Consider the following 25,222-nt stretch of genomic DNA (forward strand, 5'->3'; position numbering starts at 1 on the left):
GGTGAATAGCCCGGCTTCTTGCTTATAACCATCGTTCAGTTTTTCGGCCCGGCAAAACCGGCAATCGTCGAGCCGGTAACGGATACTGGATCGCTGGCGGGAAACGTGTCTTCCAACCCTTCGTCCAGTTGGCGCTCGAGCTCTGCCCGGTCTCCGGCACGGCGTGCGCTTGGACGTGTCAGCAGGCTTTCAGGCTGAATGCCGCATTCCATACATGCAACGCCGAGCGCTTCACCAAGCTTGATTGCAGCGCGGCGTAACACTTCATCACGCGCGAGTTCGGCTTCGGTCTCGTTCTCGACTTTGGCCGTGATCTTTTCTTCGCCATCGGTGACAAACTCCACCATATAGAGCTTGAACCCTCCGACGGAACTGATACGGGTTTCGACAATCTCCATCGCTCTACCTCCGCGTACTTTGTGTAGATCAAACGGCAACCAGCGCCTGAAGGTTCCGTCCGCATATGTCGATTACGGAACCGCATCCCTCAATCAAACGTTTCATGCCTGTCGTTTGGAGGTTGCGATGTCACAGTTCTTCACAAAACTCAGCGAAAAGGCTGCAGAACTTGCCGGTCATTATCTGGCATTCGTACTGGCTACCTTGTCCATCATCATATGGGGGTTCAGCGGACCATTCTTCAACTTCTCGGACACATGGCAACTGGTGGTGAATACATCGACCACCATTATCACTTTCCTGATGGTATTCCTGATCCAGAACGCGCAGGATCGAGAAGCAAGCGCCACACAAGCTAAACTCGATGAGATCCTGAATATCGTTTCCACGACCAAGAGCGAAACGATCGGCGCGGAACACCTGCCTCTCAGCGAGCTGAAGGCGATTTTGAAGCATCTCGAAGAACAAAGTGAAAAAAACACAGCTCAAGAGCCAGAATGAGCAACCCGATCTTTCCGGTGTGGCGTTCAGGCCTATATCTTCCCTTGAGAAATTTCATCGTTAGCAGAAAGGATGCCCCATGGCCGTCACCAAGAAGCAGGAAGCCCGTGCTCTCAATGCCGACGAAAAAGAACTGGTGGAAAAATCGCACCACCCTTTTTTGCAGAACGTCTCTGATGAAGAGCTTTCCCATCTGGCGAAACTGATCCGTGAGCGCCGCAAGAAGGCAAAAGATCAGGCTCACCAGCGCAGACGTGAAATGCGCGGAAAGGAAGCCGCTCGCGGCGCAGCACCCTCCAAGGCGGATGAAGGTTCCCATCTGAAAGTTTCCGTTCTGGCCATGGCCGTGCGTCGCATCAATACCGAAGTTGAACGCCGACGTCGCATGTCTGCCAGCGCCGAACTGATCGCCAATGCCCGAAAGGCACTGGCGATCAAAGAAGCCAACGAAAAGAAGGGGAAGGATTTCAATACGCGTCATGCGCTTAACGGCATGCGCAACATCCCGAACGAAAAATACGACAGCCTTGTTCGCCCGGCAGAGCGTGGACGACTCCGGAAGGCCGCCAGCGTCGCTCAGGCGAAAAAGGATACTCGTCAGAAGGAATCCGGTTAGAGCATGCCGCACTCAAAAGTGAAAACCGGTTTTGGGGGTGGTATGCGTGAATTGGTTACAGCATTTCCAATGCAGTCTTCCGGGACGGCGGCGCGAAAGCCTGGTCCAGACGGTTCAATTGACCCTCGGAAAGCCGCAACTCAGCAGCTTTTCTATTGTCTCGCACATGATGTAGATTAGAGGATTTTGGAATTGCGATAACATTGCCGGCCCGCATCGTCCAAGCAAGCGCGACAGAGGCTGGCGTTCCTCCCGTCTCGCTTGCAATTTCTGCCAGTACGGGATTGCCCAGCAATCGACCCTGTTCAATCGGCGAATAAGCCATAAGTGGAATTTTGCGCTCAGCACACCATGGCATCAGGTCAAATTCCGGGCCTCGTCGCGTCAGATTGTAGAGTATCTGGTTTGTCGAGACGGCCTTGCCACCCGTTATACCGGCCAGCTCTTTCATGTCAGCCGTATCGAAATTGCTGACACCCCAGCTCACGATCTTCCCGGCATGCTGCAATTCTTCGAATGCCGCGACAGTCTCTTCAAGTGGATATCGCCCACGCCAGTGCAGCAGATACAGATCGATACGATCTGTGCGAAGGCGTTCCAGACTTCTTTCGCAAGCTTCAATCGTGCCCTTCCGTGATGCATTGAACGGCAATACCTTGCTGACGATAAACACGTCGTCACGGCGGCCCGAAATGGCTTCGCCGACAACATCTTCCGCCTCACCGTCAGCGTACATTTCTGCGGTATCGATCAGCGTCATCCCGAGATCGATACCGCTTCTCAATGATTCGATTTCATAGCGACGTTGTGTGCTGTCCTCGCCCATATACCAAGTGCCCTGCCCAAGCGCTGGAACCGTCCGGCCCGAAGGCAGGGTAATTTGTGGTATGGTGCAGGTCATTGCATCTTCCCCTATGAAACGATCATTCCCATGATCGCTACACGTCCGGAAAATTCAAGGCCCTAAGAATTGTGCCTCATGCAAAATGCAGACCGAAGCCCTGCATAAGCCTGCGAATGGCATAATCCGGATTTTGGGATGTCACCACCGCTAGATCATTGTGATGATGCAGTTCTTCATCAGGACGGCGTGGTTTCAGCAGGGAGACAGTGCGCCGGGCGATGGCTTCCGCGGGATCGAGCCAGTCAACCGGCCATGGCGCTAAACGACGAAACACATTGGCAAGAAACGGATAGTGCGTGCAGGCCAGAACGACAATGTCGGTACGGCTGCCATCCTGCTCGATGAAACAGGGCGAAATCTGTTCGACCACCAGCGTCTCATCAATCTTCTCGCCACGAATATGGGCTTCCGCTACCGCTGCTAGTTGGTCGGCACCGACAAGACGAACATGGCATTGGGAAGCGAAAGATTGAATGAGATCGCGCGTATATGCACGCCTGACAGTGCCGGGGGTCGCCAATACGGAAACCAAGCCCGACGATGTTCTTTCGGCGGCAGGCTTGATTGCGGGCACAGTGCCGACAAATGGCACCGACGGATAGGCGCGGCGCAGATCGTCCAGTACCAGCGTGGAGGCCGTATTGCAGGCAATGACCGCGATTTCGGGATCATAGGCGGCGATGAGCTCGCCGAACAGTTCGACAATCCGCACCCGTAACGCATCCTCTTCCCATCCGCCATAGGGAAATCCAGCATCGTCGGCAACGTAGACGAAGCGACGATCCGGCATAAGCACCCGCGCTTCGCGCAAAACCGTCAAACCTCCGATACCGCTGTCAAAAACCAGAATGGGTCTTTCGACGTCTGCGGAAGGCATGGCGGAAAAGCTCACAGCGGGTGCGTTTTTCATTCGTCCTTGTCCTTTATTGCCGGAGCTTCATTCGTGAGCTTGCGCGCACGTCCTTCCGGGGCACCCGAGCCACGCGGCTTCTTCGGTGTGAACACGTCAAGAGACGTAACAACGCCGCGTAGCAGCTTCAGCTCCGCAGATGCGAAACCGGCGCGCGTCAGTACGGCGCGCAGATTACTGACCATGATTTCCTTACGGGCTTCCGGGCGAAAATACCCTCTGACATCAAGGGCTTCTTCGAGATGATTAAAGAGTCCCTGCAACTCCTGCTTCGGCGCCATCTCAAGCTCCGGTCCACGGAACACCGTTTCAGTCTCCGTCTCAAGACCCGACTTCATCCATTCATAGGACATCAGCAAAACAGCTTGGGCGATATTCAGCGATGCGAAGGCCGGGTTGACTGGAAACGTCACCAGCTCGTCCGCCAGACCGACTTCCTCATTACTAAGACCGAAGCGTTCGCGACCAAACAGGATGCCGGTCTTTTCTCCAGTTCTAAAACGGCGGCGCAGCTCATGGCCCGCCTCCACGGCACTGCGAACCTGCTTGAAACCGTCGCGTTCGCGCGCGGTCGTCGCATAGACGAAATTCAGATCGGCGATAGCGGAAGGCAGGTCGTCATAGACCACAGCATTGTCGATCACATGATCGGCCTTGCTGGCTGCTGCCCTCGCCTTTTCGCTTGGAAATTCCTCGCGCGGATTAATGAGACGCAGTTCCGCCAGACCGAAATTCGCCATGGCGCGCGCCACCATGCCGATATTCTCCGGCAATTGCGGCTCCACCAGCACGATTGCCGGTCCTTCCGCGAGTATGGGGCGCTGTTTGTCTGTTCCTGCCATGATCTCTTCCGCATTTGCTATCGTATCGTGGCGTTTCCCTTACATAATTGACGCGGAATCGCAAAGATTCCCCTTACGTGTTTTAGGGAAAAGCCTGTGTAGTAGCCTGATAACACCTATTTGCTGCCCACTCGTGCCAGACTGTTGCCACCAGATACACATTCAAGGGAGGAAGCAATGTCCGGTAAGAAGATACTCATGCTATGCGGCGACTTTGGTGAGGACTATGAAACCATGGTCCCGTTCCAAACACTTTTGACGGTTGGCCATACGGTGCACGCCGTCTGCCCCGGCAAGAAGGCTGGCGACCATATCGCGACAGCCATTCACGACTTTGAAGGCCATCAGACCTATACGGAAAAGCCGGGCCATAATTTCACGCTGAACGCGACCTTCGCTGACGTGAAACCGGAAAGCTATGACGCGCTTGTCATTCCGGGCGGTCGCGCGCCCGAATATCTGCGTCTCGATGAGAAGGTGATCGCGGTGGTGAAGCACTTCTTCGAGGAGAACAAGCCCGTCGCCGCCGTCTGCCATGGCGCGCAATTGCTGGCCGCAGCGCGTGTTCTGGAGGGCCGCACCTGCTCGGCCTATCCAGCATGCCGCCCGGAAGTTGAGCTTGCAGGCGGCAAATATGCCGATATTCCGGTCGATCAAGCCGTCACCGATGGCAATCTCGTAACCTCGCCCGCATGGCCTGCCCATCCGGCATGGCTGTCGCAGTTTCTCGCGGTTCTGGGCACCAGGATTACGCATGGCTGATCGCAACGCCCTGCCTGTTTTCCAGCACGGTTGCAGGCAGGGCGAAACTGAGCGACAGTAAGTTTGGGAGAATGATCCGGAGAAAATCATGTGCAGGCTGTTCATCGGCGCCGATCCTGAACTCTGGCTGAGCGTGACACGTTCGCTGCGCATTGATGGTGCTGCGACAAGCGTGCGGCTGGAAAATTTCTTCTGGTGGACGCTGGAGGATATTGCGGCGCGCGACGGTCTCACAGCCACCCGCCTGATCGGCAAGCTTTACGATGAATCCCGTAACGAGGGGCATGACCTCGACAATTTCGCATCGTTCCTGCGGGTTTGCTGTGGGCGCTATCTTTCGCTGCAACTCGATGGTCTGGTTCCCACTAACAAGTCGGCTGCCATCTCCACTCTGGATGCCGATGCCATTCTGGCGAGCGAGGAGAAGAACTATCGCGAGCGGCAATCGTCATGGGAGAAATCTCACGTCAACAACCACGCCGCGTAATCTGCGCCATCCAAAAGCCGTTCCACACCTTCTCGCAAATCTCTCCCGAAATTTTGACCACCTAAACGCTCTATAGGTCAAAGAATAAGTCTCTTACGCTTTGCCTTATTCGCCGTGAGTGCTATACGGGCGCGACGTATTGAAAAAGAGGCTTCATCCATGGCAAAAATCAAGGTTGCGAACCCAGTCGTTGAACTCGACGGCGACGAGATGACCCGCATTATCTGGCAGTTCATCAAGGACAAGCTGATCCATCCCTATCTCGACGTCGATCTGAAATATTACGATCTGTCGGTTGAAAACCGCGATGCGACCAATGACCAGGTCACCATCGATGCAGCCAACGCTATCAAGGAATATGGCGTCGGCGTAAAGTGTGCGACCATCACCCCTGACGAAGCGCGCGTTGAAGAGTTCAAGCTCAAGAAGATGTGGAAGTCGCCTAACGGTACCATCCGCAACATTCTCGGCGGTGTGATCTTCCGCGAGCCTATCATCTGCAAGAACGTTCCGCGTCTCGTGCCGGGCTGGACCCAGCCGATCATCGTTGGCCGCCATGCTTTCGGCGACCAGTACCGCGCGACCGATTTCAAGTTCCCGGGCAAGGGTACGCTTTCGATCAAGTTCGTCGGTGAAGATGGCGAGACCATCGAACACGAAGTCTATCAGGCTCCGTCGGCTGGCGTGGCAATGGCCATGTACAATCTCGACGAATCGATCCGCGAATTTGCACGCGCTTCGCTGAATTACGGCTTGCAGCGCAACTACCCGGTCTATCTCTCGACTAAGAACACCATCCTCAAGGCTTATGACGGTCGCTTCAAGGACATCTTCGAAGAAGTCTATCAAACTGAATTCGCGGACAAGTTCAAGGCTGCCAAGATCTGGTACGAACACCGCCTCATTGATGACATGGTCGCTTCGGCGCTTAAGTGGTCCGGCGGCTATGTTTGGGCTTGTAAGAACTACGACGGCGACGTTCAATCGGATATCGTGGCTCAGGGCTTCGGCTCTCTCGGCCTGATGACCTCGGTTCTGATGACGCCGGATGGCAAGACGGTTGAAGCTGAAGCCGCACACGGCACCGTGACCCGTCACTACCGCCAGCATCAGAAGGGCGAGGAAACCTCGACCAACTCGATCGCTTCGATCTTCGCATGGACGCGTGGCCTTGCTCATCGCGCCAAGCTCGATGACAATGCCGAGCTGAAGCGTTTTGCCGATACGCTGGAAAAGGTCTGCGTGGACACCGTCGAAAGCGGCTTCATGACCAAGGATCTGGCCCTGCTCATCGGTCCGGATCAGCCTTGGCTCTCGACCACCGGCTTCCTCGACAAGATTGACGAGAACCTCCAGAAGGCCATGGCCGCCTGATAAAATCTTCGACTTTTATTGTCGATATGGAAAACCCGGCAGCACCGCTGCCGGGTTTTTTCATTTCCTTTTCAACGGAAAAAGCGCATTCTGCCACCTCTTACAGGGAGGATGAAATGGCTGAGTTGAAGCTCTATACCAACCCGATGTCGCGTGGACGTATTGCGCGCTGGATGCTGGAAGAGATCGGCAAACCCTATGACGTGGAAATTCTGGACTTCGGTCCGCCTATGAAAGGGCCTGACTACTGCACAATCAATCCGATGGGAAAGGTTCCCGCTCTGCGTCACGGTGATGCGGTGGTGACGGAAGTGGCTGCAATCTGCGCCTATCTGGCAACGACATTTCCAGAAGCTGGCCTGGCGCCGCATCCCAATGAGCGCGCGGATTTCTTCCGTTGGCTGTTCTTTACGTCAGGTCCTGTGGAAGCCGCCTTATCCAACCATGCGCTCGGCTTTGAAATCCCCGCAGACAAGCAGGGAATGGTCGGCTACGGCAATTACGACACCGTGGTCAACACATTGGAAAAAGCCGTTTCGCACCATCCATACATCACCGGCGACCGCTTTACGGCCGCTGACGTTTATGTCGGTTCGCACATCGGCTGGGGCCTCCGGTTTGGCACACTGCCCGCCAGAGGAGCGTTCGTCGCCTATTGGGACCGGCTGAAGGATCGCCCCGCAATGAAACGGGCTACCGAGTTGGACGAAGCAGCCGCTGCCGCCACACAGCATTGACACCGCTAACGCTGGCTGTTCAGGTCACGCAATCCAGCCAGCCAGCTCAAATGTGCGCGAGAATGCCTGCGCACCTTTCGGCGAAAACGCAATGACACGCCCCGCTTCACGACGTGCCCAGCCTTGTGAAATAAAATGGTTCAAGAGTGCCGCCCCGAGCGCTCCCCCCAGATGACTGCGTCGCTCGCTCCAGTCAAGGCAGTGACGGCAGACTGGGCGCTTGCCCTGCTCCAAAGTGGTCACATCGACGCCGAGGCAACTGAAAAACGATCTACCCTTTTCTGTCAGCACCGGCTCACTATCGTTAACAATCATTCCAAGCCGATGCGAGGCATCAAGCATTTCCACGCCACGCTCACCGGCCAGATGGTCATAGCAGATGCGTGCCTTGCGCAGCGCCTGATCTTTCGGGCCGGTCCGCACCCGCACAGCGCCAGTGCGTTGCGCAAGGCCCATAAGCCCCTCGAGGACCTGCGCCACATCTGTTCCAGAAAGCCGGAAATAGCGGTGCCGCCCCTGCTTCTCCGCAACCAGCAAATTGGCCGCATCGAGCTTTGCAAGATGTCCGCTGGCGGTTTGCAGCGTCACACCTGCGGCTGATGCAAGTTCACTGACAGTCAGTGCGCGTCCATCCATCAGTGCCGTGAGCATGTTTGCACGCGCCGGATCACCAAGGAGTGCTGCAACGGAAGCTATGATCGGGCCATCTTTCATACTTCGATGCTAACCGAACTATGAATACATTTCAATTGCTACATTGTCAGCATCGCAGACATGCATTTGAAGGAGACACGCATGATTACCTGTTTCATCCGCTATCAGATCGACCCGTTCAAGGCGGATGCCTTTGCAGAATATGCGCGCAACTGGGGACAGGCCATTCCACGCAACGGTGCAAATCTCATCGGCTATTTCGGGCCGCATGAAGGATCGTCGACAACGGCCTATGGCGTCTACTCTATCGAAAACCTTGCCGCCTATGAAGCATACCGGGCCCGGCTCGCCGCCGATCCGTTGGGGCGCGAGAACTATGAATTTGCAAGGCGGGAGCAATTCATCCGATCCGAGGACCGCATCTTCCTCAAACTGCAATCCGCACCGCATGGGGAGTTCATCAAGCCATGATCGCCGTCCTATTTGAAGTCTGGCCAGCCGATGACGACAGGCGCGGCCAATATCTCGACATTGCCGCAAGCCTGCGAAAAGACCTAGAAAAGATCGATGGCTTTTTGTTGATCGAACGGTTTCAGAGCCTGGCCGATCCCGGCAAGCTGCTCTCGCTGTCTTTCTGGCGCGACGAAGAAGCCGTGCGCGAATGGCGCAACCTGCCCTCGCATCGGGTGGCACAGGGACAGGGCCGCGATGGTGTCTTTGAGAATTACCGTTTGCGAGTAGCCAGCGTGATGCGTGACTACGGCCTGCATGAGAGAAGCGAAGCGCCGGACGATAGCCGCGCAGCACATGCCGCATAGGAAAAGCCGGGCAAAACCCGGCTTTTCCCATTTCTATATCTGACCTTAACTGATGAGAGCCTTGACGGCCGCGATTGCGTCCGCCGCTTTCGCGCCATCGGGGCCACCGGCCTGCGCCATGTCCGGGCGACCGCCGCCGCCTGCGCCTCCCAGCGCCGCCGAAGCCGCACGAACCAGATCGACTGCGCTGAAACGGCCGACCAGATCTTCCGTCACGGCAGCAACAGCACTGGCTTTGTTATCATCGCCAACGCCGATGAACAGCACCACGCCCGAGCCGACCTGCTTCTTGCCTTCATCGGCAAGCGGCTTGAGATCACGCGGGGAAACGCCGGTCACGATCTTGCCGAGGAAATTGACGCCATTCACGGCTTCAACCGCGCTGCCGCCCTCTGCCGAACCGCCGCCAAGCGCAAGCTTCTTGCGGACATCGGCAAGTTCACGTTCCAGCTTCTTACGTTCATCAAGCAGCGCATTGACACGTTCCAATGCTTCAGACGGTGTCGTTTTCAATGCGCCGGCGATGGCCTTTACGCGCTCGTCCTGCTCTTCGAGGTAAAGACGTGCTGCCTCACCCGTCAGCGCTTCCATACGCCGAACGCCAGCGGCAACCGCGCCTTCCGAAACGATGCGGACAAGGCCGATGTCTCCGGTCTGGCGCACATGCGTGCCGCCGCAAAGCTCGACTGAATAGGCCTTGCCTTTCTTCAAACCATGCTTGGCGGTGCCCATGGAAACGACGCGCACTTCATCGCCATATTTCTCACCGAACAGCGCCATGGCACCCTCGGCAATCGCATCGTCAACAGCCATCAGACGGGTGCTGACCGGAGCATTCTGCAGAATGATTTCGTTGGCGAGGCTTTCCACCTGCGTCAGTTCTTCAGCCGAAATCGGCTTCGGATGCGAAAAGTCGAAACGCAGACGATCCGGTGCAACGAGCGAGCCCTTCTGTGCGACATGGCTGCCAAGCGTTTCACGGAGTGCCTCATGCAGAAGGTGTGTCGCCGAATGGTTGGAGCGGATGCGCGTGCGGCGCACCGAATCCACTTTCAGCTCAACAGCATCGCCAGTCTTTGCCGTCCCCTTGCTAACTTCGCCGATGTGAACGAAGACGCCTTCGCCCTTCTTCTGCGTATCCTTGATTGCGATAGCAAAACCTTCCCCGGAGATCGTACCGGTGTCGCCCTGCTGGCCGCCAGATTCTCCATAGAACGGGGTCTGATTGACCACGACTGAGATAACATCACCTTCGCCAACGGACTGTACTTCTGCACCGTCGCGAACAAGTGTTGTGATAACGCCTTCGGCAATCTCCGTTTCATATCCGAGGAATTCCGTAGCACCGACCTTTTCCTTGATACCGAACCAGATGGTTTCCGTCGCAGCTTCGCCCGAGCCGGCCCAATTGGCGCGAGCCTCGGCCTTCTGGCGTTCCATGGCGGCACTGAAGCCATCCGTATCGACGGCGATACCGCGCTGACGTAGCGCATCCTGCGTCAGATCAAGCGGGAAGCCGTAGGTATCGTAAAGCTTGAAAGCGGTTTCACCGTCGAGGCGATCACCTTCAACCAGATTTTCCGTCGCATCCGATAACAGGCCGAGACCGCGATCCAGCGTCTTGCGGAAACGGGTCTCTTCGAGCTTGAGCGTTTCGGAGATCAGCGCGTCAGCACGGATCAACTCCGGATAGGCCTGTCCCATTTCGCGGATCAGGGCCGGCAGCAGACGCCACATCAGTGGTTCTTTCGCGCCCAAAAGCTGGGCATGACGCATTGCACGACGCATGATGCGACGCAGCACATAGCCACGGCCCTCATTGGACGGCAGGACGCCATCGGCGATCAGGAAGCTCGAAGCACGCAGATGGTCAGCAATGACACGGTGGCTGGCGCGGAATTCGCCTTCTGCCTTGACGCCGGTTGCCTCTTCCGATGCACGGATCAACGCCTTGAAGAGATCGATATCGTAGTTGTCATGCACACCCTGCAGAACCGCAGCAACGCGTTCCAGCCCCATACCGGTGTCGATGGACGGATGCGGCAAATCGATCCTCTGTTCGGGCGTGAGCTGCTCGAACTGCATGAAAACGAGGTTCCAGATTTCAATAAAACGGTCACCGTCTTCGTCAGCCGATCCCGGAGGTCCGCCCCATATATGGTCGCCATGATCGAAGAAGATTTCAGAACACGGACCGCATGGGCCGGTATCGCCCATCGCCCAGAAATTATCGCTGGTGGCAATGCGGATAATGCGATCATCGGAAAGACCGGCAATCTTCTTCCAGTAATTGGCAGCATCGTCATCCGTGTGATAAACTGTGACGAGCAGCTTGTCCTTAGGAAGGCCGAATTCCTTCGTGATCAGGTTCCAGGCGAAGCTGATGGCATCTTCCTTGAAATAGTTGCCGAACGAGAAATTGCCCAGCATTTCAAAGAAGGTATGGTGACGAGCGGTATAGCCGACATTGTCCAGATCGTTGTGCTTACCACCGGCGCGAACGCATTTCTGCGAGGTCGTGGCGCGATTATAGGAACGATGTTCAAGGCCCGTAAAAACGTTCTTGAACTGCACCATCCCCGCATTGGTGAACATCAGCGTCGGATCGTTACGCGGTACGAGCGGGCTTGATGGAACGACCTCATGCCCGTTCTTGCGGAAATAATCGAGGAATGTGGACCTTATCTCGTTGACGCCAGCCATAAGTCACCCTTGGGCTTTTTGCCCTGCACGGATACAGCTTCGCAGAAAGCTGCATCAATTATCCTGTTCAAACTCCCACAGCCACCAACGATCATCGAAGGCCCGAGGCTCTCCCGCACTGCTAGGACGTGAAATGGAGTTTTCGGTTGACCGCTTTTAACGATGCCTTGCTTTTCTGTCCAGATAAGTACGCTGCGCCATAAAAGCAATTTCCGCCAAAAGATGACAAATGCAGGCGGTAAAATCAGCACTTCCAACTTTGCAGAAATACATAGCCGCAAAACAAAGCCCCACGCAATTGCGTGGGGCTTTGATAACTCACCAGATATTGGCGATCTTACATTTCTGCAGCCTCGCCGGCATCGTCCTCCGGCCCGCCATCTTCAAGGAACTGCTCGGCAATCAGACCGGCATTCTGACGAAGTGTCGTCTCGATCTCGCGGGCAACTTCCGGATTGTCCTTGAGAAACTGCTTGGCATTCTCGCGGCCCTGCCCCAGTCGCTGGGAATTATACGAGAACCACGCACCGGACTTCTCGACGACACCGGCTTTCACGCCAAGATCAATCAGCTCACCGGTCTTGGAAACGCCAGCCCCGTACATGATGTCGAATTCGACCTGCTTGAAGGGCGGTGCAAGCTTGTTCTTGACGACCTTCACGCGGGTCTGGTTGCCAACAACTTCGTCGCGTTCCTTGATTGAACCGATACGGCGAATATCCAGACGAACCGAAGCATAGAACTTGAGAGCGTTACCGCCAGTCGTCGTTTCCGGCGAACCGAACATGACGCCGATCTTCATACGAATCTGGTTGATGAAGATCACCATGCAATTCGAACGGGAGATCGATGCAGTAAGCTTACGTAGCGCCTGGCTCATGAGACGCGCCTGAAGACCAGGCAGGGAGTCACCCATTTCGCCTTCGATCTCGGCACGTGGCGTCAGAGCCGCGACAGAATCGACCACGAGAACGTCGATAGCGCCCGAGCGCACAAGCGTATCGGTAATTTCGAGTGCCTGCTCACCCGTATCGGGCTGCGAAATCAACAGGTTTTCAAGATCAACACCTAGCTTGCGCGCATAGACCGGATCAAGTGCATGTTCCGCGTCGACGAATGCACAGATACCACCCCTCTTCTGTGCTTCCGCGATTGTATGCAACGCGAGTGTCGTCTTACCCGAACTTTCCGGTCCGTATATCTCGACAATACGTCCTTTAGGCAAACCGCCAACGCCGAGCGCGATGTCCAGCGAAAGCGATCCGGTCGATACCGTCTCGATCTCGACAACCTGATCGTTCTGGCCAAGGCGCATGATCGAGCCTTTACCGAACGCCCTTTCGATCTGCGACAATGCCGCATCAAGAGCCTTAGTCTTGTCCACTGAATTTTCCTCAACAAGTCGCAATGAATTCTGAGACATCTTACACCATCCTCTTGTCTCGCTAGAAGCCCGGCAGGCTCGTTGCCACGATCTATTTGTATCTGTTTTGTTCTCATTTGGCAATGGGTCTAACTTATTGATTAAAAAGAGTTCTGTATTTTTGTTCTATAATTGTTCCCTAATATCAGTGAATACGAAAGTAATAGAACTGTCCACCAATTAACTTAATTCAAACCAAATCGCGGAGTCTGACGATTCGCGAAAGCAAACAAAAACGCAGCCTTTCTTTCGAAAGACTGCGTTGAAGGCTTCTCAACCCGCGAAGGGAATCAGCTGGCGGCGCGAAGCGGCGAGATTTGAATTTCCACACGACGGTTCTGCGCACGTCCTTCCGGTGTTGCGTTGGTCGCAACCGGCTGGCTTGCCCCATAGCCGATGACGGCAAAGCGGCGCGGATCGATGCCCTGCGAACCAAGATAGCTTGCAACAGAAGCAGCACGACGCTGGGAGAGGCCCTGATTGTAGCTGGCGCTGCCGGTCGAATCGGTATGGCCGTAAACATCCACGAGGGTCTGGTTGAACTTGCGCAGCACAATCGCAACCGAATTCAGCGTCGGATAGAACTGGCTCTTCACCTGATCCTGATCGGTATCGAAAGTAATGCTCGAAGGCATGTTCAGAATGATCTGGTCGCCATTACGGGTCACGGACACGCCGGTGCCCTGCAACTGGGCGCGCAGTTCATTCTCCTGGCGATCCATGTAATTGCCGATTGCGCCTCCGCCGAGCGCGCCGATACCGGCACCGATCAGCACGGCATTGCGCTGCGCACGGCTGGAACCACCGACCATCAAACCACCCAAAGCACCGACAGCCGCACCAATCGCAGCGCCGCCTGCGGTGTTCGACATCTTCTGTTCCCCAGTATAGGGATCGGTGGTGCAGCCTGCCAGAAACGTGGCGGCGAAAAGGGCAATACCGGTCTTCTTCAGCATGAAATGGTTATCCTCAATTAGCGATTCCACTCGCACGATAGTAGCGATTAAGGCCGGATGGTATTTCAAATGTAAGTTTGAATCTGGCCATTGGCTTTTTAACTTAAGCCGCCGCAACTACGCAACTGCGCGGCATAACGATTGGCCATCGACTGTGCACGTTTTGCACCATTGAGGGCTGTAGCGTTCCCCCGCCACGCACCCCGCGCATAACCGCCATGGCCCGAATAATAGGCGAGATAAAGGCTGTAGGCATCGGCCCGGTTGATGCCGTTCTTCTGATAGCTTTGATAGTGATACCAGCCAACGAAATGAATAGCATCCGCAAAATTGGTGCGCGATGCGGTCCAGCGACCTGTTTCCCGCTTATAGCGGTCCCAGGTGCCATTCAACGCCTGCGAATAGCCATAGGCACTGGAAGCCCGTTTCCACGGAATAATCCAGAGGATCTTGGTGCGTGGTGGGCGGGCGTAAGGCTGGAACCCGGACTCGGTATAAATCGTAGCCATCAGAACCGGAACCGGAACGCCGAATTCCCGCGAAACCCGCGTGGCAGCCGTCTGCCAGTTATTGAACCAACCGTCGCGTTGATCGAAGACCGCACACACATTGTTGACCTGCCGTGGAGCGGTCGCGCAGCCTCCTAGGATCACGAGCGCGACGAGAAACAAAACGCGCATCATGGAAAACCTCGTCTCTTTGCAAAGATTGATAAAGCGTAAAGATTAAAAAGACCTTTCTAACGATGGGCCAGCGGTTCCCGACCGCTTCAAACCCGCGTGAAGACGCAAAAACAAAAGCCGCCCAAGGCGATGCAGGCGGCTCAAACTGTGGATGAATGTGGATAACTATGGGGACAGAGCGTTTCCATCAAAAGTGAACCCGCTCCGGACGTCAGCGTCGTCCCTGACGCTCCTGCCGCAACCGCGCCCAATATTCCAGGCGCTTGCGAATATCCCGCTCAAAGCCCCGCTCCGGCGGATCGTAGAATTTCTGCCTGCCCATGTTTTCCGGAAAATAGTCCTGCCCCGAAAAGGCGTCGGGCTGGTCATGGTCGTAAGCGTAGCCCTCTCCATACCCCTCATTCTTCATCAGCTTGGTCGGTGCATTGAGAATATGCTTCGGCGGCAGCAGAGAACCGTTTTCCCTGGCGGCGCGCATCGAGGCTTTATAGGCCACATAGACGGCGTTCGACTTCGGGGCCGTCGCGAGATAGACGCAGGCCTGCGCCAGCGCCAGTTCCCCTTCCGGTGAGCCCAGATAGTCATAGGCATCCTTGGCGGCATTGCAGATGACCAGAGCCTGCGGGTCAGCAAGGCCGATATCTTCAACCGCCATGCGTACAAGCCGCCGCCCGAGATATAGCGGATCTTCGCCCGCATCGAACATACGGGAAAGATAATAGAGCGCCGCGTCGGGGTCCGACCCCCGCACGGATTTGTGCAGCGCCGAAATCAGATTGTAATGCCCGTCCTGGCCCTTGTCATATACTGGAGCCCGGCGCTGCACGACATCCTGCAACTTTTCCGCAGTAAACACTTCGTCAGGACGGGCCGCACGCCAGACTTCCTCGGCAAGTGTCAGTGCAGCGCGCCCATCGCCATCAGCCATGCGAATGAGGCTTGCCCGCGCTTCCTCGTCCAGTGGCAGGGAACGTTCTTCCTGCTCTTCGGCACGGGTCAGAAGCGTTGCAATACTCTCGCCGTCATGAGGATGGAAAGTCAGCACTCTCGCCCGGGACAAAAGAGCGGCATTGAGCTCGAAAGACGGGTTTTCCGTCGTGGCGCCGATCAGGATAACGGTGCCATCTTCCATGACCGGCAGAAACGAATCCTGCTGTGCACGATTGAAGCGATGAATTTCGTCTACGAAAAGCAGTGTCTGGCGTCCCGACATGCGTCGCGCGCGGGCCGATTCAAAGACCTTCTTGAGATCGGCAACGCCGGAGAAAATCGCCGAAATCTGCTCAAAAGCCAGATCGGTCTCGCCCGCCAGCAGGCGGGCAACAGTCGTCTTGCCTGTGCCTGGAGGCCCCCAGAAGATCATGGAGCCGAGCGAGCCGGACGCGATCATCCGTGTCAGAACGCCTTCAGGCCCGGTCAGATGTTCCTGACCGGTTACTTCCGACAAATGTTTCGGGCGCAGGCGGTCAGCAAGCGGCCGGTTGCGGTCCGCATTGGGATCAGCCGCTGCTGAAAAAAGGTCGCTCATTTCATTCGCTCGATCGATAAATTAAATGCCGCTTCAGGCATAATGCGACCCGAAGCGGCATGCAACTTTTGGCGCTATGCCGGTACCTTTTTAACGCACGAACTGGCGCAAAAGCGTTCCGTTGCGCTCCACCTCAAGCCGCCAGGCAAGACCGCGCCCCGCATCCAGTATCGCAGTCATATCTCCCACGGTGCGGATAGGGTTTCCATTGATGCTGCGAACAATATCACCGGGACGCAATCCGAGCCTTGCTGCTGGCGAACCGGAATAGACATCGACAACGGCCACCCCCTGGCTATCGCGTTTGAGACGCAGTTTTGCAGCCGTCGAAGGCGTGAGTTCAAGCACGGAGGCACCCGCAAAAGGATTATCGCCCTCGATGACCTGCGGCGCGGTTTCCTTAACTTCAGGCGCCTTTGAAAGCTTCACCGGGATGGTCTGGTTCTTTCCGCCCCGCATGATTTCAACCGACACGGTGTTACCAATGCCGGCTGTCGACAGACGATAACCGAGCACATCCTGATTATCGACGCGAACGCCCTGAACGGACAAAACCACATCGCCGATTTTCAGCCCTGCCGCTTCCGCCGGGCCACCTTTTGCTACAGCGGTAATCAAAGCCCCGTAGGGCTTCTCCATGCCGAGCCCTTCGGCCAGATCGGCGGTCACGCCTTGAAAAGTCGCGCCGATATAGGGGCGCTCAAAACTTTTGCTGCCATTCTGCGCTGCTTCCACAACGGCACGAACCATATTGGAGGGAATTGCAAAGCCAATGCCTACGGAGCCGCCCGACCGCGAATAGATCGCCGTATTGATGCCGATCAGCCGCCCGCGCATATCGATCAATGCGCCACCGGAATTCCCCGGATTGATGGCGGCATCCGTCTGGATAAAAAAGTCGAAATCGGAAATGCCGACTTGCGTACGCGATTGCGCCGATACGATACCGCTCGTCACAGTCTGTCCCACGCCGAACGGATTACCAATGGCCAGCACCAGATCGCCGACTTCGACATCATCGGAATTGCCAAGCCCCAGTACCGGAAACTTGTCCTTGGCTTCGATCTTGAGAACAGCAAGATCTGTGGTTTCATCACGCAGTAGCAGCTTGCTTTCAAACTCGCGCCCATCCGACAACGCCACCTTGATCTCATCGGCATCCTTGATGACGTGGTTGTTCGTCACAACGATGCCCGAACTGTCGACGATCACCCCGGAACCAAGCGATTGCTGGATACGCGGTTTGCTCTCCCCGAACTGTCGCCCGAAGAACTGCTCGAAAAAGGGATCGCCCGCGAATGGAGAACGCGCTTGCACCTGACGCGCGGCATAGACATTCACAACAGCGGGTGTGGTTTCCTTCACGAGCGGAGCGAAGGACAACTGCATATCGGCGCGGCTGAGCGGTATCTGCTTCTGAGTCGCATCCTGCGCCATGGCGGACGGCACGGCCAGTCCGATGGATGCCAGCACAAAACCCAATATACTCAAACGTCGCCACTTCATGCACATACTCCGCTTTTCAAGCTCGCCGCCACTTCCACCAGAGGTGGCGGGACTCGTTGTCCAAATGTAATCAACTGAGGCCAAGGATAAAGGGCTACATTGTGACCTTGAACAGAAGTCGGTGCAATTTTCCGTCAACTAGGTATCGAGACCGCAAATCCGCAAATAAAAAGGGCCGCACAAGGCGACCCTTTTCAATAGTCAGAAACAGTACAGATTATGCTGCGTCTGCTTCAGCAGCTTGTTCGGCTTCTACGCGGGCGCGGTCAGCCTTGCCCTTTGCATCGACATCGCGTTCCACGAATTCAACAACGGCCAGAGGCGCATTGTCGCCAGCGCGGAAGCCGGCTTTCATGATGCGGATGTAGCCGCCGTTGCGGGTTGCATAGCGAGCAGCCAGCGTATCGAACAGCTTTGCGACGAGCTTGACGTCGCGAATAGCTGAGATAGCCTGACGGCGGGCATGCAGATCGCCGCGCTTGCCGAGCGTGACAAGCTTTTCAACGATCGGGCGAATTTCCTTAGCTTTTGGAAGCGTCGTCACAATCTGCTCGTGTTCGATAAGCGAAGCAGCCATGTTGGCGAACATCGCCTTGCGGTGCGAGGCAGTGCGGTTCAGCTTACGGTATCCGTTACCGTGACGCATGAGCCTTCTCCTTAATTAGTTCTAGCCGGAATATTTCCGGTCACATTTTCGTTTTACGCATTATCCGACGCGAAACCGCTTCGCACTTTCGCTGGAAATGCTCAGTATTGGTCTTCGTAGCGCTTTGCGAGATCTTCGATATTTTCCGGCGGCCAGGACGGAATTTCCATACCGAGATGGAGACCCATCGATGCCAGAACTTCCTTGATCTCGTTGAGCGACTTGCGGCCGAAATTCGGAGTCCGCAACATTTCGGCTTCCGTCTTCTGGATCAGATCGCCGATATAGACGATGTTGTCGTTCTTCAGGCAGTTTGCCGAACGAACGGACAGCTCGAGTTCGTCCACCTTCTTGAGCAGAGCCGGGTTGAAAGCCAGTTCCGCAACCTGTTCCTGCGGAGCTTCCTTCTGGGGCTCTTCGAAGTTGACGAAGATCGCCAGCTGATCCTGGAGAATACGAGCAGCATAGGCCACTGCGTCTTCACCACTGACCGAGCCGTTTGTCTCGATGTTCAGCGTCAGCTTGTCATAATCGAGAACCTGACCTTCACGGGTGTTCTCAATCTTGTACGACACCTTGCGAACCGGAGAATAGAGGCTATCAACCGGGATAAGCCCGATAGGAGCGTCTTCAGCACGGTTGCGGTCGGCAGGCACATAGCCCTTGCCGGTGTTGACGGTGAATTCCATGCGGATTTCAGCGCCTTCGTCCAGCGTGCAGATGACGTGATCCGGGTTGAGGATCTCGACATCGCCGACAGTCTGAATGTCGCCAGCCGTAACGACGCCTGGGCCTTCCTTGCGGACAACCATGCGCTTCGGGCCCTCGCCTTCCATACGGATGGCGATTTCCTTGACGTTCAGAACGATATCCGTAACGTCTTCGCGGACGCCCGGGATCGAAGAGAATTCATGCAGAACGCCATCAATCTGAATGGCGGTCACGGCAGCGCCGCGAAGCGACGACAGAAGCACGCGACGCAGAGCATTGCCGAGCGTCAGACCAAAGCCGCGTTCCAGCGGTTCAGCAACGACGGTTGCATGCGTGCGGGAGCCGTTGGTGATGAATTCCACCTTGTTCGGCTTGATGAGTTCCTGCCAGTTCTTCTGGATCATGTAAGTATCCCTCTATCAATCGTCGCTACCATCCTATCGTAGCGATCAAGTGTAGAAACCGCAGAGGAGCCCCGAACTTAAAAAGCCCGAGGCTCGTACGGCATGTGAACGAGGATTAGACCCGGCGCTTCTTGCGCGGACGGCAACCGTTGTGCGGGATCGGCGTAACATCGCGGATCGACGTGATCACAAAGCCGGCAGCCTGAAGGGCGCGCAGCGCGGATTCACGGCCAGAGCCCGGTCCGCAAACCTCGACTTCGAGGGAGCGCATGCCGTGTTCCTGAGCCTTCTTGGCGCAATCTTCGGCAGCGATCTGAGCGGCAAACGGGGTCGACTTACGCGAACCCTTGAAACCCTGGGCACCGGCAGACGACCAGGCAATCGCATTGCCCTGAGCATCAGTGATGGTGATCATGGTGTTGTTGAACGTCGAATTTACGTGGGCAACGCCCGACGAGATGTTTTTACGCTCGCGACGGCGAACGCGCGTGGCTTCCTTGGCCATGACAGTCCTTTCAATCGATCTCTACACCGCCGTAATTCCAGCGGCTACACCGGTCCTCAGACAAGGACCAGCATCAAACCCAACCGGCGCACCGGAAAGGCCCGACGGAACATATGTCCCGTCGAAATTACTTCTTCTTGCCTGCGATTGCCTTCGCCGGACCCTTACGGGTGCGTGCGTTGGTGTGCGTGCGCTGGCCGCGAACCGGCAGCGAACGACGATGACGCAGACCGCGGTAGCAGCCCAGGTCCATCAGGCGCTTGATATTCATCGAAACTTCACGACGCAGGTCACCTTCGACCTGGTAGTCAGCATCGATTGCTTCGCGGATCTGAAGGACTTCAGCATCCGACAGCTGGTTAACGCGACGATCGTCAGCGATGCCGACCTTCGTTACGATTTCCCGAGCAAATTTCGGTCCGATCCCGTGGATGTACTGAAGCGCAATAACAACGCGCTTGTTCGTCGGGATGTTGACGCCAGCGATACGTGCCACGTCTGTTCTCCTTGAGTTATAAAAAATTCCATCTGGCAGATGCGATCAACCAGACAGCATTAAACGACCGGTACCGGCCTCTTTCGATTTCCGCCGCTACCCGCCATTCAAAACCAGTTGAAGTGGCGCAGTCTTTGACGGAATCGCCCGAAAAAGTCAACTCTTAAACGTCCGTAAAGCCATGAAACCCGGCCTACGGACGAATCAATCAACTTCTGGAAGCAATAAACGGGCAGAAAATGCTTCACGCTTTCCCTGCCCGTATTGGATCGAAGCTTCTTCAAGCCCCTTCAATTTTCACGCCGGAACCAGAATTCTTTCGATTTCGGCGGTGACTTCTTCAACCGGCGCCATACCGTTGATGACGCGCAGTTCGCCGGTTCCGGCATAATAGCTCGAGAGCGGCGCGGTCTTTTCGCGGTACTCCACGAGACGCTTGCGGAAGGCTTCCGGGTTATCGTCCGAGCGGACTTGACCACCCTTGGCAATAGTTTCAGCCACGCGGCTCTCCATCCGCTTGACCAGAGCATTCTCGTCGACTTTCAGCTCGATGACCGCATCGAGCTTGAGGCCCTTCTCCGCCAGCATCGTTCCCAGAGCCTGGGCTTGCGGCACGGTGCGCGGATAGCCGTCAAGGATAAAACCGTTCGCGCAGTCAGGAGCGTCGATCCGCTCCGAAACGATCTGGTTCACGATCTCGTCGGAAACCAGTTGCCCGGCATCCATCACGGCCTTGGCGCGCTTCCCGATTTCGCTCTGCTGGGCGACTGCTGCACGCAGCATGTCGCCGGTCGAAAGCTGAGGAATTCCATGCTTCTTGGTAAGAAGTCCAGCCTGCGTCCCCTTACCTGCTCCGGGCGGCCCAAGAAGTATCAGTCTCATTTATTGCGTTTCCCACCTCTGAGTTTGGACTTCTTGATCAACCCTTCGTACTGATGGGCGATCAGATGCCCCTGAATTTGCGCAACCGTATCGAGCGTCACGCTCACAACGATCAGCAGCGAGGTACCGCCAAGATAGAACGGCACACCAGTTGCGGAAATCAGGAATTCCGGCAGGAGACAGACAAGCACGATATAGATGGCGCCGACAACAGTGATACGTGTCAGTACATAGTCTATATATTCGGCAGTACGCTCACCCGGGCGGATGCCGGGAATAAAGCCGGAATGCTTCTTGAGCTGGTCAGCGGTGTCCTTGGGATTGAACACAATGGCCGTATAGAAGAAGCAGAAGAATGCCATCAATGCAGCATAGAACAGCATGTAAAGCGGCTGACCATGACCGAGTGCATTGAGAATGGTAGTTGCCCAGGCAGGCATTTCTGTCGTGTTGGCAAAGCCAGCAACCGTCGCAGGCAGAAGCAGCAGCGACGAGGCGAAAATCGGAGGGATAACGCCTGCGGTATTGAGCTTCAGCGGCAGATGCGACGTATCGCCCTGGAACATGCGGTTGCCGACCTGACGCTTCGGATACTGAATCAGAAGACGGCGCTGCGCGCGTTCCACGAAAACAATAACCGCGATCAACACGATGGCAAGAATGATAACGCCCAGAATGAGGCCCGTCGACAGCGCGCCGGTACGGCCCAGTTCCAGCGTGCCGGAGATAGCATGCGGCAGATTGGCCACGATACCCGAGAAGATGATCAGCGAGATACCGTTGCCGATACCGCGTGCAGTGATCTGCTCACCGAGCCACATCAGGAACATGGTGCCGCCGACAAGGGTAATCACCGACGAAACCACGAAGAAAGGCCCCGGATTGGTGACAATGCCATTACCGGACTGCAAGCCAACCGAAATCGCGTAGGCCTGAACAAGCGCCAGAAGCACCGTGCCGTAACGCGTATACTGATTGATGATCTTGCGACCCGCCTCGCCTTCCTTCTTCAGCGCTTCAAGAGACGGCACAACCGACGTCATGAGCTGCACGATGATGGAGGCAGAGATATAGGGCATGATGCCGAGCGCGAAAATGGCCATACGACCGACTGCGCCACCGGCGAACATGTTGAAAAGTCCGAGCACACCCTGGCTATGCTGCTGGAAAGCCTGCGCAAGCGCGTCAGGATTAATGCCGGGAAGCGGAATATAGGTGCCGAACCGGTATACGAGCAAAGCACCCAGCGTGAACCAGATGCGCTTCTTGAGTTCTTCTGCCTTCGAGAAAGCCGAAAAATTGAGATTGGAAACTAGCTGTTCAGCAGCCGATGCCATTAAATTTCTCCGGTGAAAAGTCTCCGGTCCTCCGCCCCCTTTTGCGCAATCTATAGCGGTCGCGCCTCGAGACTAAAAAGACCCTACCCAGATATGCGCATTGGCATAAATGTGCAAGCGGCGGCACTAAGGCCGCCGCTTTTTATTTTTGTATCGAAGCCTTATTCGGCAGCGGCTTCAGGAAGCTTGATGCTACCGCCGGCCTTTTCGATCTTTTCGACCGCGGCCTTGGAAGCACCGGCCACCTCGAAAGCAACCTTTGCCTTCAGCTCGCCGTCCGAAAGGATGCGAACACCGTCTTTGGCGCGGCGAATCACGCCAGCAGCCTTCAGCGAATCGAGGTTCACAACAGCCTTGGCGTCAAGCTTGCCTGCATCGATAGCGGCCTGAATACGGCCGAGCGACACAACGTTGAAGCTCTTTGCGAAGATGTTGGTAAAGCCGCGCTTCGGCAAACGGCGGTAGATTGGCATCTGGCCGCCTTCGAAGCCATTGATCGAGACGCCCGAACGGGACTTTTGACCCTTGACGCCGCGACCACCGGTCTTGCCGGTGCCCGAACCGATACCGCGGCCAACACGCTTGCGTGCCTTGACCGAACCTGGCTTGTCACGCAGATCGTTGAGTTTCATATCTCTGTCTCCCTGCGCTATCACGCCTCGTCCACAACGCGAACGAGGTGTGGAAGCTTGGCGATCATGCCACGAACTGCCGGAGTGTCTTCCAGCGTGCTGCGGCGGTGCATTTTGTTAAGACCCAGACCGATCAGCGTTGCGCGCTGTTCGGCTGGACGACGGATTGGGCTTCCGATCTGCTCGACCGTAACCGTCTTGCCCTTCTTCTCAGCCATCACTCAAATCCCTTGTCTATGGCGTATCCGGCGGCCTGATCGGCCCCGGACGAACACAAACTATCGGCTATTCTTCCGAACCGACCACATCATGGCGGCGAGCCTGAAGGGTCGAGTACTTGATGCCGCGCTGTGCAGCGATGTCCTTCGGATGCATCTGATGCTTCAGAGCATCGAACGTCGCACGAACCATGTTGTAAGGGTTCGACGAACCGAGCGACTTGGCCACAACGTCCTGAACGCCGAGCGTTTCGAACACTGCACGCATCGGACCACCGGCGATGATACCCTTACCAGCAGGAGCTGCGCGAAGCAGAACCTTGCCGGCGCCGTGACGGCCTTCGACATCGTGGTGCAGCGTACGGCCCGAACGCAGCGGTACGAAGATCATGTCGCGCTTGGCAGCTTCCGTAGCCTTACGGATAGCTTCCGGCACTTCACGCGCCTTGCCATGACCGAAGCCGACGCGACCCTTCTGGTCGCCAACAACGACGAGTGCAGCAAAACCGAAGCGACGGCCGCCTTTGACGACCTTGGCAACACGGTTGATGTGAACGAGCTTATCGACGAATTCGCTGTCGCGCTCCTCACGGCCGCGATCTTCGCGGTTACGTTCTCTCTGTGCCATATCCTGATTTCCTTTTTCTTTTCCGGAAGCACAAATGCTAATTAGAAGCTGAGGCCGCCTTCGCGGGCAGCTTCGGCGAGAGCCTTCACACGGCCGTGGTAAATGAAAGCACCACGGTCGAACACTACGTCCTTGACGCCAGCCTTGGCGGCGCGCTCAGCAACCAGCTTGCCAACAGCAGCGGCTGCTGCGGAGTCGGCGCCAGTCTTGAGCTTGCCCTTGAGGTCGCCATCGAGGGTCGAAGCGGCCGCAAGCGTAACGCCGCGGACGTCGTCGATGATCTGGGCGTAGATGTTCTTGGAAGAACGGTGCACGCTGAGACGCGGACGGCCATTGGCGACAGCCTTGACCTGGCGGCGTACACGAGCAGCGCGACGCTGCAAAGTTTCTTTTGGCGATGCCATGACGCGCTTCCCTTACTTCTTCTTGCCTTCTTTGCGGACGATCTTCTCGCCAGCATACTTGACGCCCTTGCCCTTATAAGGCTCGGGGCCGCGATATTCGCGGATCTCAGCCGCGACCTGACCGACCTGCTGCTTGTCGATACCCGAAACGACGATTTCTGTCGGCTTCGGAACTGCAACCGTGATGCCAGCAGGCACGTCATAGACCACTTCATGGCTGAAGCCGAGCGAAAGCTGCAGGTTCTTGCCCTGCATGGCAGCGCGGTAACCAACGCCGCTGATTTCGAGCTTCTTTTCGAAGCCGTCCTTCACGCCAACAAAAATGTTGGAGATCATCGTGCGGGACATGCCCCACTTTGAACGAGCTTCCTTCGACTGGTCGCGCGGATCGACGCTGACAGCGCCGTCTTCCATCTTGACCAGAACTTCATCGTGCACGACGAAGGAGAGTTCACCCTTCGCGCCCTTGGCCTTGACGATCTGCCCATCAACACTGGCGGTCACGCCTGCCGGGACCGGCACGGGTTTTTTACCGATACGAGACATTTTAATACCT

At 56.2% G+C, this 25,222-nt stretch carries 30 protein-coding genes; 8 read left to right on the plus strand and 22 right to left on the minus strand.

Annotation, left to right across the window (positions count from 1 at the left end; genetic code table 11):
* Positions 1-35: 35 nt before the first annotated feature.
* On the minus strand, positions 36-398 hold the full coding sequence (locus JNC70_RS11290) for a hypothetical protein (protein WP_104756387.1): 363 nt from the start codon (positions 396-398) through the stop codon (positions 36-38).
* A gap of 127 nt (positions 399-525) precedes the next feature.
* On the opposite strand from JNC70_RS11290, the gene JNC70_RS11295 reads away from it, so the two are divergent.
* On the plus strand, positions 526-900 hold the full coding sequence (locus tag JNC70_RS11295; protein ID WP_104756388.1) for a low affinity iron permease family protein: 375 nt from the start codon (positions 526-528) through the stop codon (positions 898-900).
* A 79-nt stretch (positions 901-979) separates the two neighbouring features.
* Positions 980-1,516 carry a hypothetical protein gene (locus JNC70_RS11300; protein ID WP_104756389.1) on the plus strand — a complete coding sequence of 179 codons (537 nt, stop codon included), beginning with the start codon at positions 980-982 and terminating at the stop codon, positions 1,514-1,516.
* 55 nt (positions 1,517-1,571) lie between these two features.
* Here the strand turns inward: JNC70_RS11300 and JNC70_RS11305 are convergent, their stop codons facing one another.
* From JNC70_RS11305 to JNC70_RS11315, 3 genes are all read right to left on the minus strand, one after another.
* Positions 1,572-2,417 (minus strand): aldo/keto reductase, encoded by an 846-nt coding sequence (locus JNC70_RS11305; protein ID WP_104756390.1) that lies wholly within the window; start codon positions 2,415-2,417, stop codon positions 1,572-1,574.
* Positions 2,418-2,493: 76 nt separating this feature from the next.
* Positions 2,494-3,330 carry a glutamate racemase gene (gene murI, locus JNC70_RS11310; RefSeq protein ID WP_104756391.1) on the minus strand — a complete coding sequence of 279 codons (837 nt, stop codon included), beginning with the start codon at positions 3,328-3,330 and terminating at the stop codon, positions 2,494-2,496.
* On the minus strand, positions 3,327-4,172 hold the full coding sequence (locus JNC70_RS11315; RefSeq protein ID WP_104756392.1) for an RNA methyltransferase: 846 nt from the start codon (positions 4,170-4,172) through the stop codon (positions 3,327-3,329). Before JNC70_RS11315 ends, murI begins: the two co-directional genes overlap by 4 nt.
* Before the next feature lie 177 nt (positions 4,173-4,349).
* Between JNC70_RS11315 and JNC70_RS11320 the strand changes: the two genes are divergently transcribed.
* The 4 genes from JNC70_RS11320 (at position 4,350) to JNC70_RS11335 (ending at position 7,532) form a co-directional block, all read left to right on the plus strand.
* Positions 4,350-4,934 carry a DJ-1/PfpI family protein gene (locus JNC70_RS11320; RefSeq protein WP_104756393.1) on the plus strand — a complete coding sequence of 195 codons (585 nt, stop codon included), beginning with the start codon at positions 4,350-4,352 and terminating at the stop codon, positions 4,932-4,934.
* A gap of 88 nt (positions 4,935-5,022) precedes the next feature.
* On the plus strand, positions 5,023-5,421 hold the full coding sequence (locus JNC70_RS11325; protein WP_104756394.1) for a ribbon-helix-helix domain-containing protein: 399 nt from the start codon (positions 5,023-5,025) through the stop codon (positions 5,419-5,421).
* Positions 5,422-5,580: 159 nt separating this feature from the next.
* Entirely contained in the window at positions 5,581-6,795 is a 1,215-nt protein-coding gene (locus tag JNC70_RS11330) for an NADP-dependent isocitrate dehydrogenase (protein WP_104756395.1), read from the plus strand.
* A gap of 116 nt (positions 6,796-6,911) precedes the next feature.
* Entirely contained in the window at positions 6,912-7,532 is a 621-nt protein-coding gene (locus JNC70_RS11335) for a glutathione S-transferase family protein (protein ID WP_012091919.1), read from the plus strand.
* 24 nt (positions 7,533-7,556) lie between these two features.
* On the opposite strand, the gene JNC70_RS11340 is transcribed toward JNC70_RS11335, so the two are convergent.
* Positions 7,557-8,246 carry an ArsR/SmtB family transcription factor gene (locus JNC70_RS11340; protein ID WP_211693610.1) on the minus strand — a complete coding sequence of 230 codons (690 nt, stop codon included), beginning with the start codon at positions 8,244-8,246 and terminating at the stop codon, positions 7,557-7,559.
* A gap of 81 nt (positions 8,247-8,327) precedes the next feature.
* On the opposite strand from JNC70_RS11340, the gene JNC70_RS11345 reads away from it, so the two are divergent.
* Positions 8,328-8,657 carry an NIPSNAP family protein gene (locus JNC70_RS11345; protein WP_104756396.1) on the plus strand — a complete coding sequence of 110 codons (330 nt, stop codon included), beginning with the start codon at positions 8,328-8,330 and terminating at the stop codon, positions 8,655-8,657.
* Positions 8,654-9,004 (plus strand): antibiotic biosynthesis monooxygenase family protein, encoded by a 351-nt coding sequence (locus JNC70_RS11350; RefSeq protein WP_104756397.1) that lies wholly within the window; start codon positions 8,654-8,656, stop codon positions 9,002-9,004. Before JNC70_RS11345 ends, JNC70_RS11350 begins: the two co-directional genes overlap by 4 nt.
* Positions 9,005-9,049: 45 nt before the next feature.
* Here JNC70_RS11350 and alaS read toward each other — a convergent pair whose 3' ends face one another.
* From alaS to rplF, 17 genes are all read right to left on the minus strand, one after another.
* Positions 9,050-11,707, minus strand: coding sequence for an alanine--tRNA ligase (gene alaS, locus JNC70_RS11355; RefSeq protein ID WP_104756398.1), 2,658 nt, complete (start codon positions 11,705-11,707; stop codon positions 9,050-9,052).
* Positions 11,708-12,044: 337 nt separating this feature from the next.
* Positions 12,045-13,130: a recombinase RecA gene (gene recA, locus JNC70_RS11360; protein WP_104756399.1), complete on the minus strand. Its 1,086-nt coding sequence runs from the start codon at positions 13,128-13,130 to the stop codon at positions 12,045-12,047.
* A 290-nt stretch (positions 13,131-13,420) separates the two neighbouring features.
* Positions 13,421-14,086, minus strand: coding sequence for a YiaD family glycine zipper/OmpA-like lipoprotein (locus tag JNC70_RS11365; protein WP_104756400.1), 666 nt, complete (start codon positions 14,084-14,086; stop codon positions 13,421-13,423).
* Positions 14,087-14,184: 98 nt separating this feature from the next.
* Complete coding sequence (locus JNC70_RS11370) at positions 14,185-14,769, minus strand: transglycosylase SLT domain-containing protein (protein WP_104756401.1); 585 nt, start codon at positions 14,767-14,769, stop codon at positions 14,185-14,187.
* Between the two features lie 211 nt (positions 14,770-14,980).
* Complete coding sequence (locus JNC70_RS11375) at positions 14,981-16,297, minus strand: replication-associated recombination protein A (RefSeq protein ID WP_104756402.1); 1,317 nt, start codon at positions 16,295-16,297, stop codon at positions 14,981-14,983.
* Positions 16,298-16,387: 90 nt separating this feature from the next.
* The gene (locus JNC70_RS11380; protein WP_104756403.1) at positions 16,388-17,803 is read right to left on the minus strand and encodes a DegQ family serine endoprotease; all 1,416 of its coding nucleotides are present in this window, start codon (positions 17,801-17,803) and stop codon (positions 16,388-16,390) included.
* A 217-nt stretch (positions 17,804-18,020) separates the two neighbouring features.
* Entirely contained in the window at positions 18,021-18,449 is a 429-nt protein-coding gene (rplQ, locus tag JNC70_RS11385; protein WP_006467000.1) for a 50S ribosomal protein L17, read from the minus strand.
* A gap of 101 nt (positions 18,450-18,550) precedes the next feature.
* Positions 18,551-19,564 carry a DNA-directed RNA polymerase subunit alpha gene (locus tag JNC70_RS11390; protein ID WP_061346158.1) on the minus strand — a complete coding sequence of 338 codons (1,014 nt, stop codon included), beginning with the start codon at positions 19,562-19,564 and terminating at the stop codon, positions 18,551-18,553.
* A 115-nt stretch (positions 19,565-19,679) separates the two neighbouring features.
* Positions 19,680-20,069 carry a 30S ribosomal protein S11 gene (gene rpsK, locus JNC70_RS11395; RefSeq protein WP_002964339.1) on the minus strand — a complete coding sequence of 130 codons (390 nt, stop codon included), beginning with the start codon at positions 20,067-20,069 and terminating at the stop codon, positions 19,680-19,682.
* Between the two features lie 127 nt (positions 20,070-20,196).
* Positions 20,197-20,565 (minus strand): 30S ribosomal protein S13, encoded by a 369-nt coding sequence (gene rpsM / locus JNC70_RS11400; protein WP_006467002.1) that lies wholly within the window; start codon positions 20,563-20,565, stop codon positions 20,197-20,199.
* Positions 20,566-20,862: 297 nt separating this feature from the next.
* On the minus strand, positions 20,863-21,447 hold the full coding sequence (locus JNC70_RS11405; RefSeq protein WP_104756404.1) for an adenylate kinase: 585 nt from the start codon (positions 21,445-21,447) through the stop codon (positions 20,863-20,865).
* Positions 21,444-22,784 (minus strand): preprotein translocase subunit SecY, encoded by a 1,341-nt coding sequence (secY, locus tag JNC70_RS11410; RefSeq protein ID WP_104756405.1) that lies wholly within the window; start codon positions 22,782-22,784, stop codon positions 21,444-21,446. Before secY ends, JNC70_RS11405 begins: the two co-directional genes overlap by 4 nt.
* 161 nt (positions 22,785-22,945) lie before the next feature.
* Positions 22,946-23,416: a 50S ribosomal protein L15 gene (rplO, locus tag JNC70_RS11415; protein ID WP_002964343.1), complete on the minus strand. Its 471-nt coding sequence runs from the start codon at positions 23,414-23,416 to the stop codon at positions 22,946-22,948.
* 20 nt (positions 23,417-23,436) lie between these two features.
* Positions 23,437-23,634 carry a 50S ribosomal protein L30 gene (rpmD, locus tag JNC70_RS11420; RefSeq protein ID WP_002967737.1) on the minus strand — a complete coding sequence of 66 codons (198 nt, stop codon included), beginning with the start codon at positions 23,632-23,634 and terminating at the stop codon, positions 23,437-23,439.
* A 67-nt stretch (positions 23,635-23,701) separates the two neighbouring features.
* Complete coding sequence (gene rpsE / locus JNC70_RS11425; protein ID WP_006467009.1) at positions 23,702-24,262, minus strand: 30S ribosomal protein S5; 561 nt, start codon at positions 24,260-24,262, stop codon at positions 23,702-23,704.
* A 41-nt stretch (positions 24,263-24,303) separates the two neighbouring features.
* Positions 24,304-24,666, minus strand: a complete 363-nt coding sequence (gene rplR / locus JNC70_RS11430) for a 50S ribosomal protein L18 (RefSeq protein WP_104756406.1) — start codon at positions 24,664-24,666, stop codon at positions 24,304-24,306.
* A 12-nt stretch (positions 24,667-24,678) separates the two neighbouring features.
* A complete protein-coding gene (gene rplF, locus JNC70_RS11435; protein ID WP_006467012.1) occupies positions 24,679-25,212 on the minus strand; it encodes a 50S ribosomal protein L6 in 534 nt (177 codons plus the stop codon).
* Between the last annotated feature and the right edge of the window lie 10 nt (positions 25,213-25,222).

The sequence above is a fragment of the Brucella oryzae genome (genome assembly GCF_041929965.1).
Taxonomy (GTDB): domain Bacteria; phylum Pseudomonadota; class Alphaproteobacteria; order Rhizobiales; family Rhizobiaceae; genus Brucella; species Brucella oryzae.

Coding starts and splice junctions, on each gene's coding strand:
- secY (WP_104756405.1), bottom strand. CDS start 22,784: ATGGCATCGGCTGCTGAACAGCTAGTTTCCAATCTCAATTTTTCGGCT.
- recA (WP_104756399.1), bottom strand. CDS start 13,130: ATGTCTCAGAATTCATTGCGACTTGTTGAGGAAAATTCAGTGGACAAG.
- rplR (WP_104756406.1), bottom strand. CDS start 24,666: ATGGCATCGCCAAAAGAAACTTTGCAGCGTCGCGCTGCTCGTGTACGC.
- JNC70_RS11405 (WP_104756404.1), bottom strand. CDS start 21,447: ATGAGACTGATACTTCTTGGGCCGCCCGGAGCAGGTAAGGGGACGCAG.
- JNC70_RS11345 (WP_104756396.1), top strand. CDS start 8,328: ATGATTACCTGTTTCATCCGCTATCAGATCGACCCGTTCAAGGCGGAT.
- rpsE (WP_006467009.1), bottom strand. CDS start 24,262: ATGGCACAGAGAGAACGTAACCGCGAAGATCGCGGCCGTGAGGAGCGC.
- murI (WP_104756391.1), bottom strand. CDS start 3,330: ATGAAAAACGCACCCGCTGTGAGCTTTTCCGCCATGCCTTCCGCAGAC.
- JNC70_RS11325 (WP_104756394.1), top strand. CDS start 5,023: ATGTGCAGGCTGTTCATCGGCGCCGATCCTGAACTCTGGCTGAGCGTG.
- JNC70_RS11340 (WP_211693610.1), bottom strand. CDS start 8,246: ATGAAAGATGGCCCGATCATAGCTTCCGTTGCAGCACTCCTTGGTGAT.
- alaS (WP_104756398.1), bottom strand. CDS start 11,707: ATGGCTGGCGTCAACGAGATAAGGTCCACATTCCTCGATTATTTCCGC.
- JNC70_RS11300 (WP_104756389.1), top strand. CDS start 980: ATGGCCGTCACCAAGAAGCAGGAAGCCCGTGCTCTCAATGCCGACGAA.
- JNC70_RS11375 (WP_104756402.1), bottom strand. CDS start 16,297: ATGAGCGACCTTTTTTCAGCAGCGGCTGATCCCAATGCGGACCGCAAC.
- JNC70_RS11330 (WP_104756395.1), top strand. CDS start 5,581: ATGGCAAAAATCAAGGTTGCGAACCCAGTCGTTGAACTCGACGGCGAC.
- rpmD (WP_002967737.1), bottom strand. CDS start 23,634: ATGGCTGAGAAGAAGGGCAAGACGGTTACGGTCGAGCAGATCGGAAGC.
- JNC70_RS11305 (WP_104756390.1), bottom strand. CDS start 2,417: ATGACCTGCACCATACCACAAATTACCCTGCCTTCGGGCCGGACGGTT.
- rplQ (WP_006467000.1), bottom strand. CDS start 18,449: ATGCGTCACGGTAACGGATACCGTAAGCTGAACCGCACTGCCTCGCAC.
- JNC70_RS11390 (WP_061346158.1), bottom strand. CDS start 19,564: ATGATCCAGAAGAACTGGCAGGAACTCATCAAGCCGAACAAGGTGGAA.
- JNC70_RS11290 (WP_104756387.1), bottom strand. CDS start 398: ATGGAGATTGTCGAAACCCGTATCAGTTCCGTCGGAGGGTTCAAGCTC.
- JNC70_RS11380 (WP_104756403.1), bottom strand. CDS start 17,803: ATGAAGTGGCGACGTTTGAGTATATTGGGTTTTGTGCTGGCATCCATC.
- JNC70_RS11320 (WP_104756393.1), top strand. CDS start 4,350: ATGTCCGGTAAGAAGATACTCATGCTATGCGGCGACTTTGGTGAGGAC.
- JNC70_RS11335 (WP_012091919.1), top strand. CDS start 6,912: ATGGCTGAGTTGAAGCTCTATACCAACCCGATGTCGCGTGGACGTATT.
- JNC70_RS11350 (WP_104756397.1), top strand. CDS start 8,654: ATGATCGCCGTCCTATTTGAAGTCTGGCCAGCCGATGACGACAGGCGC.
- rpsK (WP_002964339.1), bottom strand. CDS start 20,069: ATGGCCAAGGAAGCCACGCGCGTTCGCCGTCGCGAGCGTAAAAACATC.
- JNC70_RS11295 (WP_104756388.1), top strand. CDS start 526: ATGTCACAGTTCTTCACAAAACTCAGCGAAAAGGCTGCAGAACTTGCC.
- JNC70_RS11365 (WP_104756400.1), bottom strand. CDS start 14,086: ATGCTGAAGAAGACCGGTATTGCCCTTTTCGCCGCCACGTTTCTGGCA.
- rplF (WP_006467012.1), bottom strand. CDS start 25,212: ATGTCTCGTATCGGTAAAAAACCCGTGCCGGTCCCGGCAGGCGTGACC.
- JNC70_RS11315 (WP_104756392.1), bottom strand. CDS start 4,172: ATGGCAGGAACAGACAAACAGCGCCCCATACTCGCGGAAGGACCGGCA.
- JNC70_RS11370 (WP_104756401.1), bottom strand. CDS start 14,769: ATGATGCGCGTTTTGTTTCTCGTCGCGCTCGTGATCCTAGGAGGCTGC.
- rplO (WP_002964343.1), bottom strand. CDS start 23,416: ATGAAACTCAACGATCTGCGTGACAAGCCAGGTTCGGTCAAGGCACGC.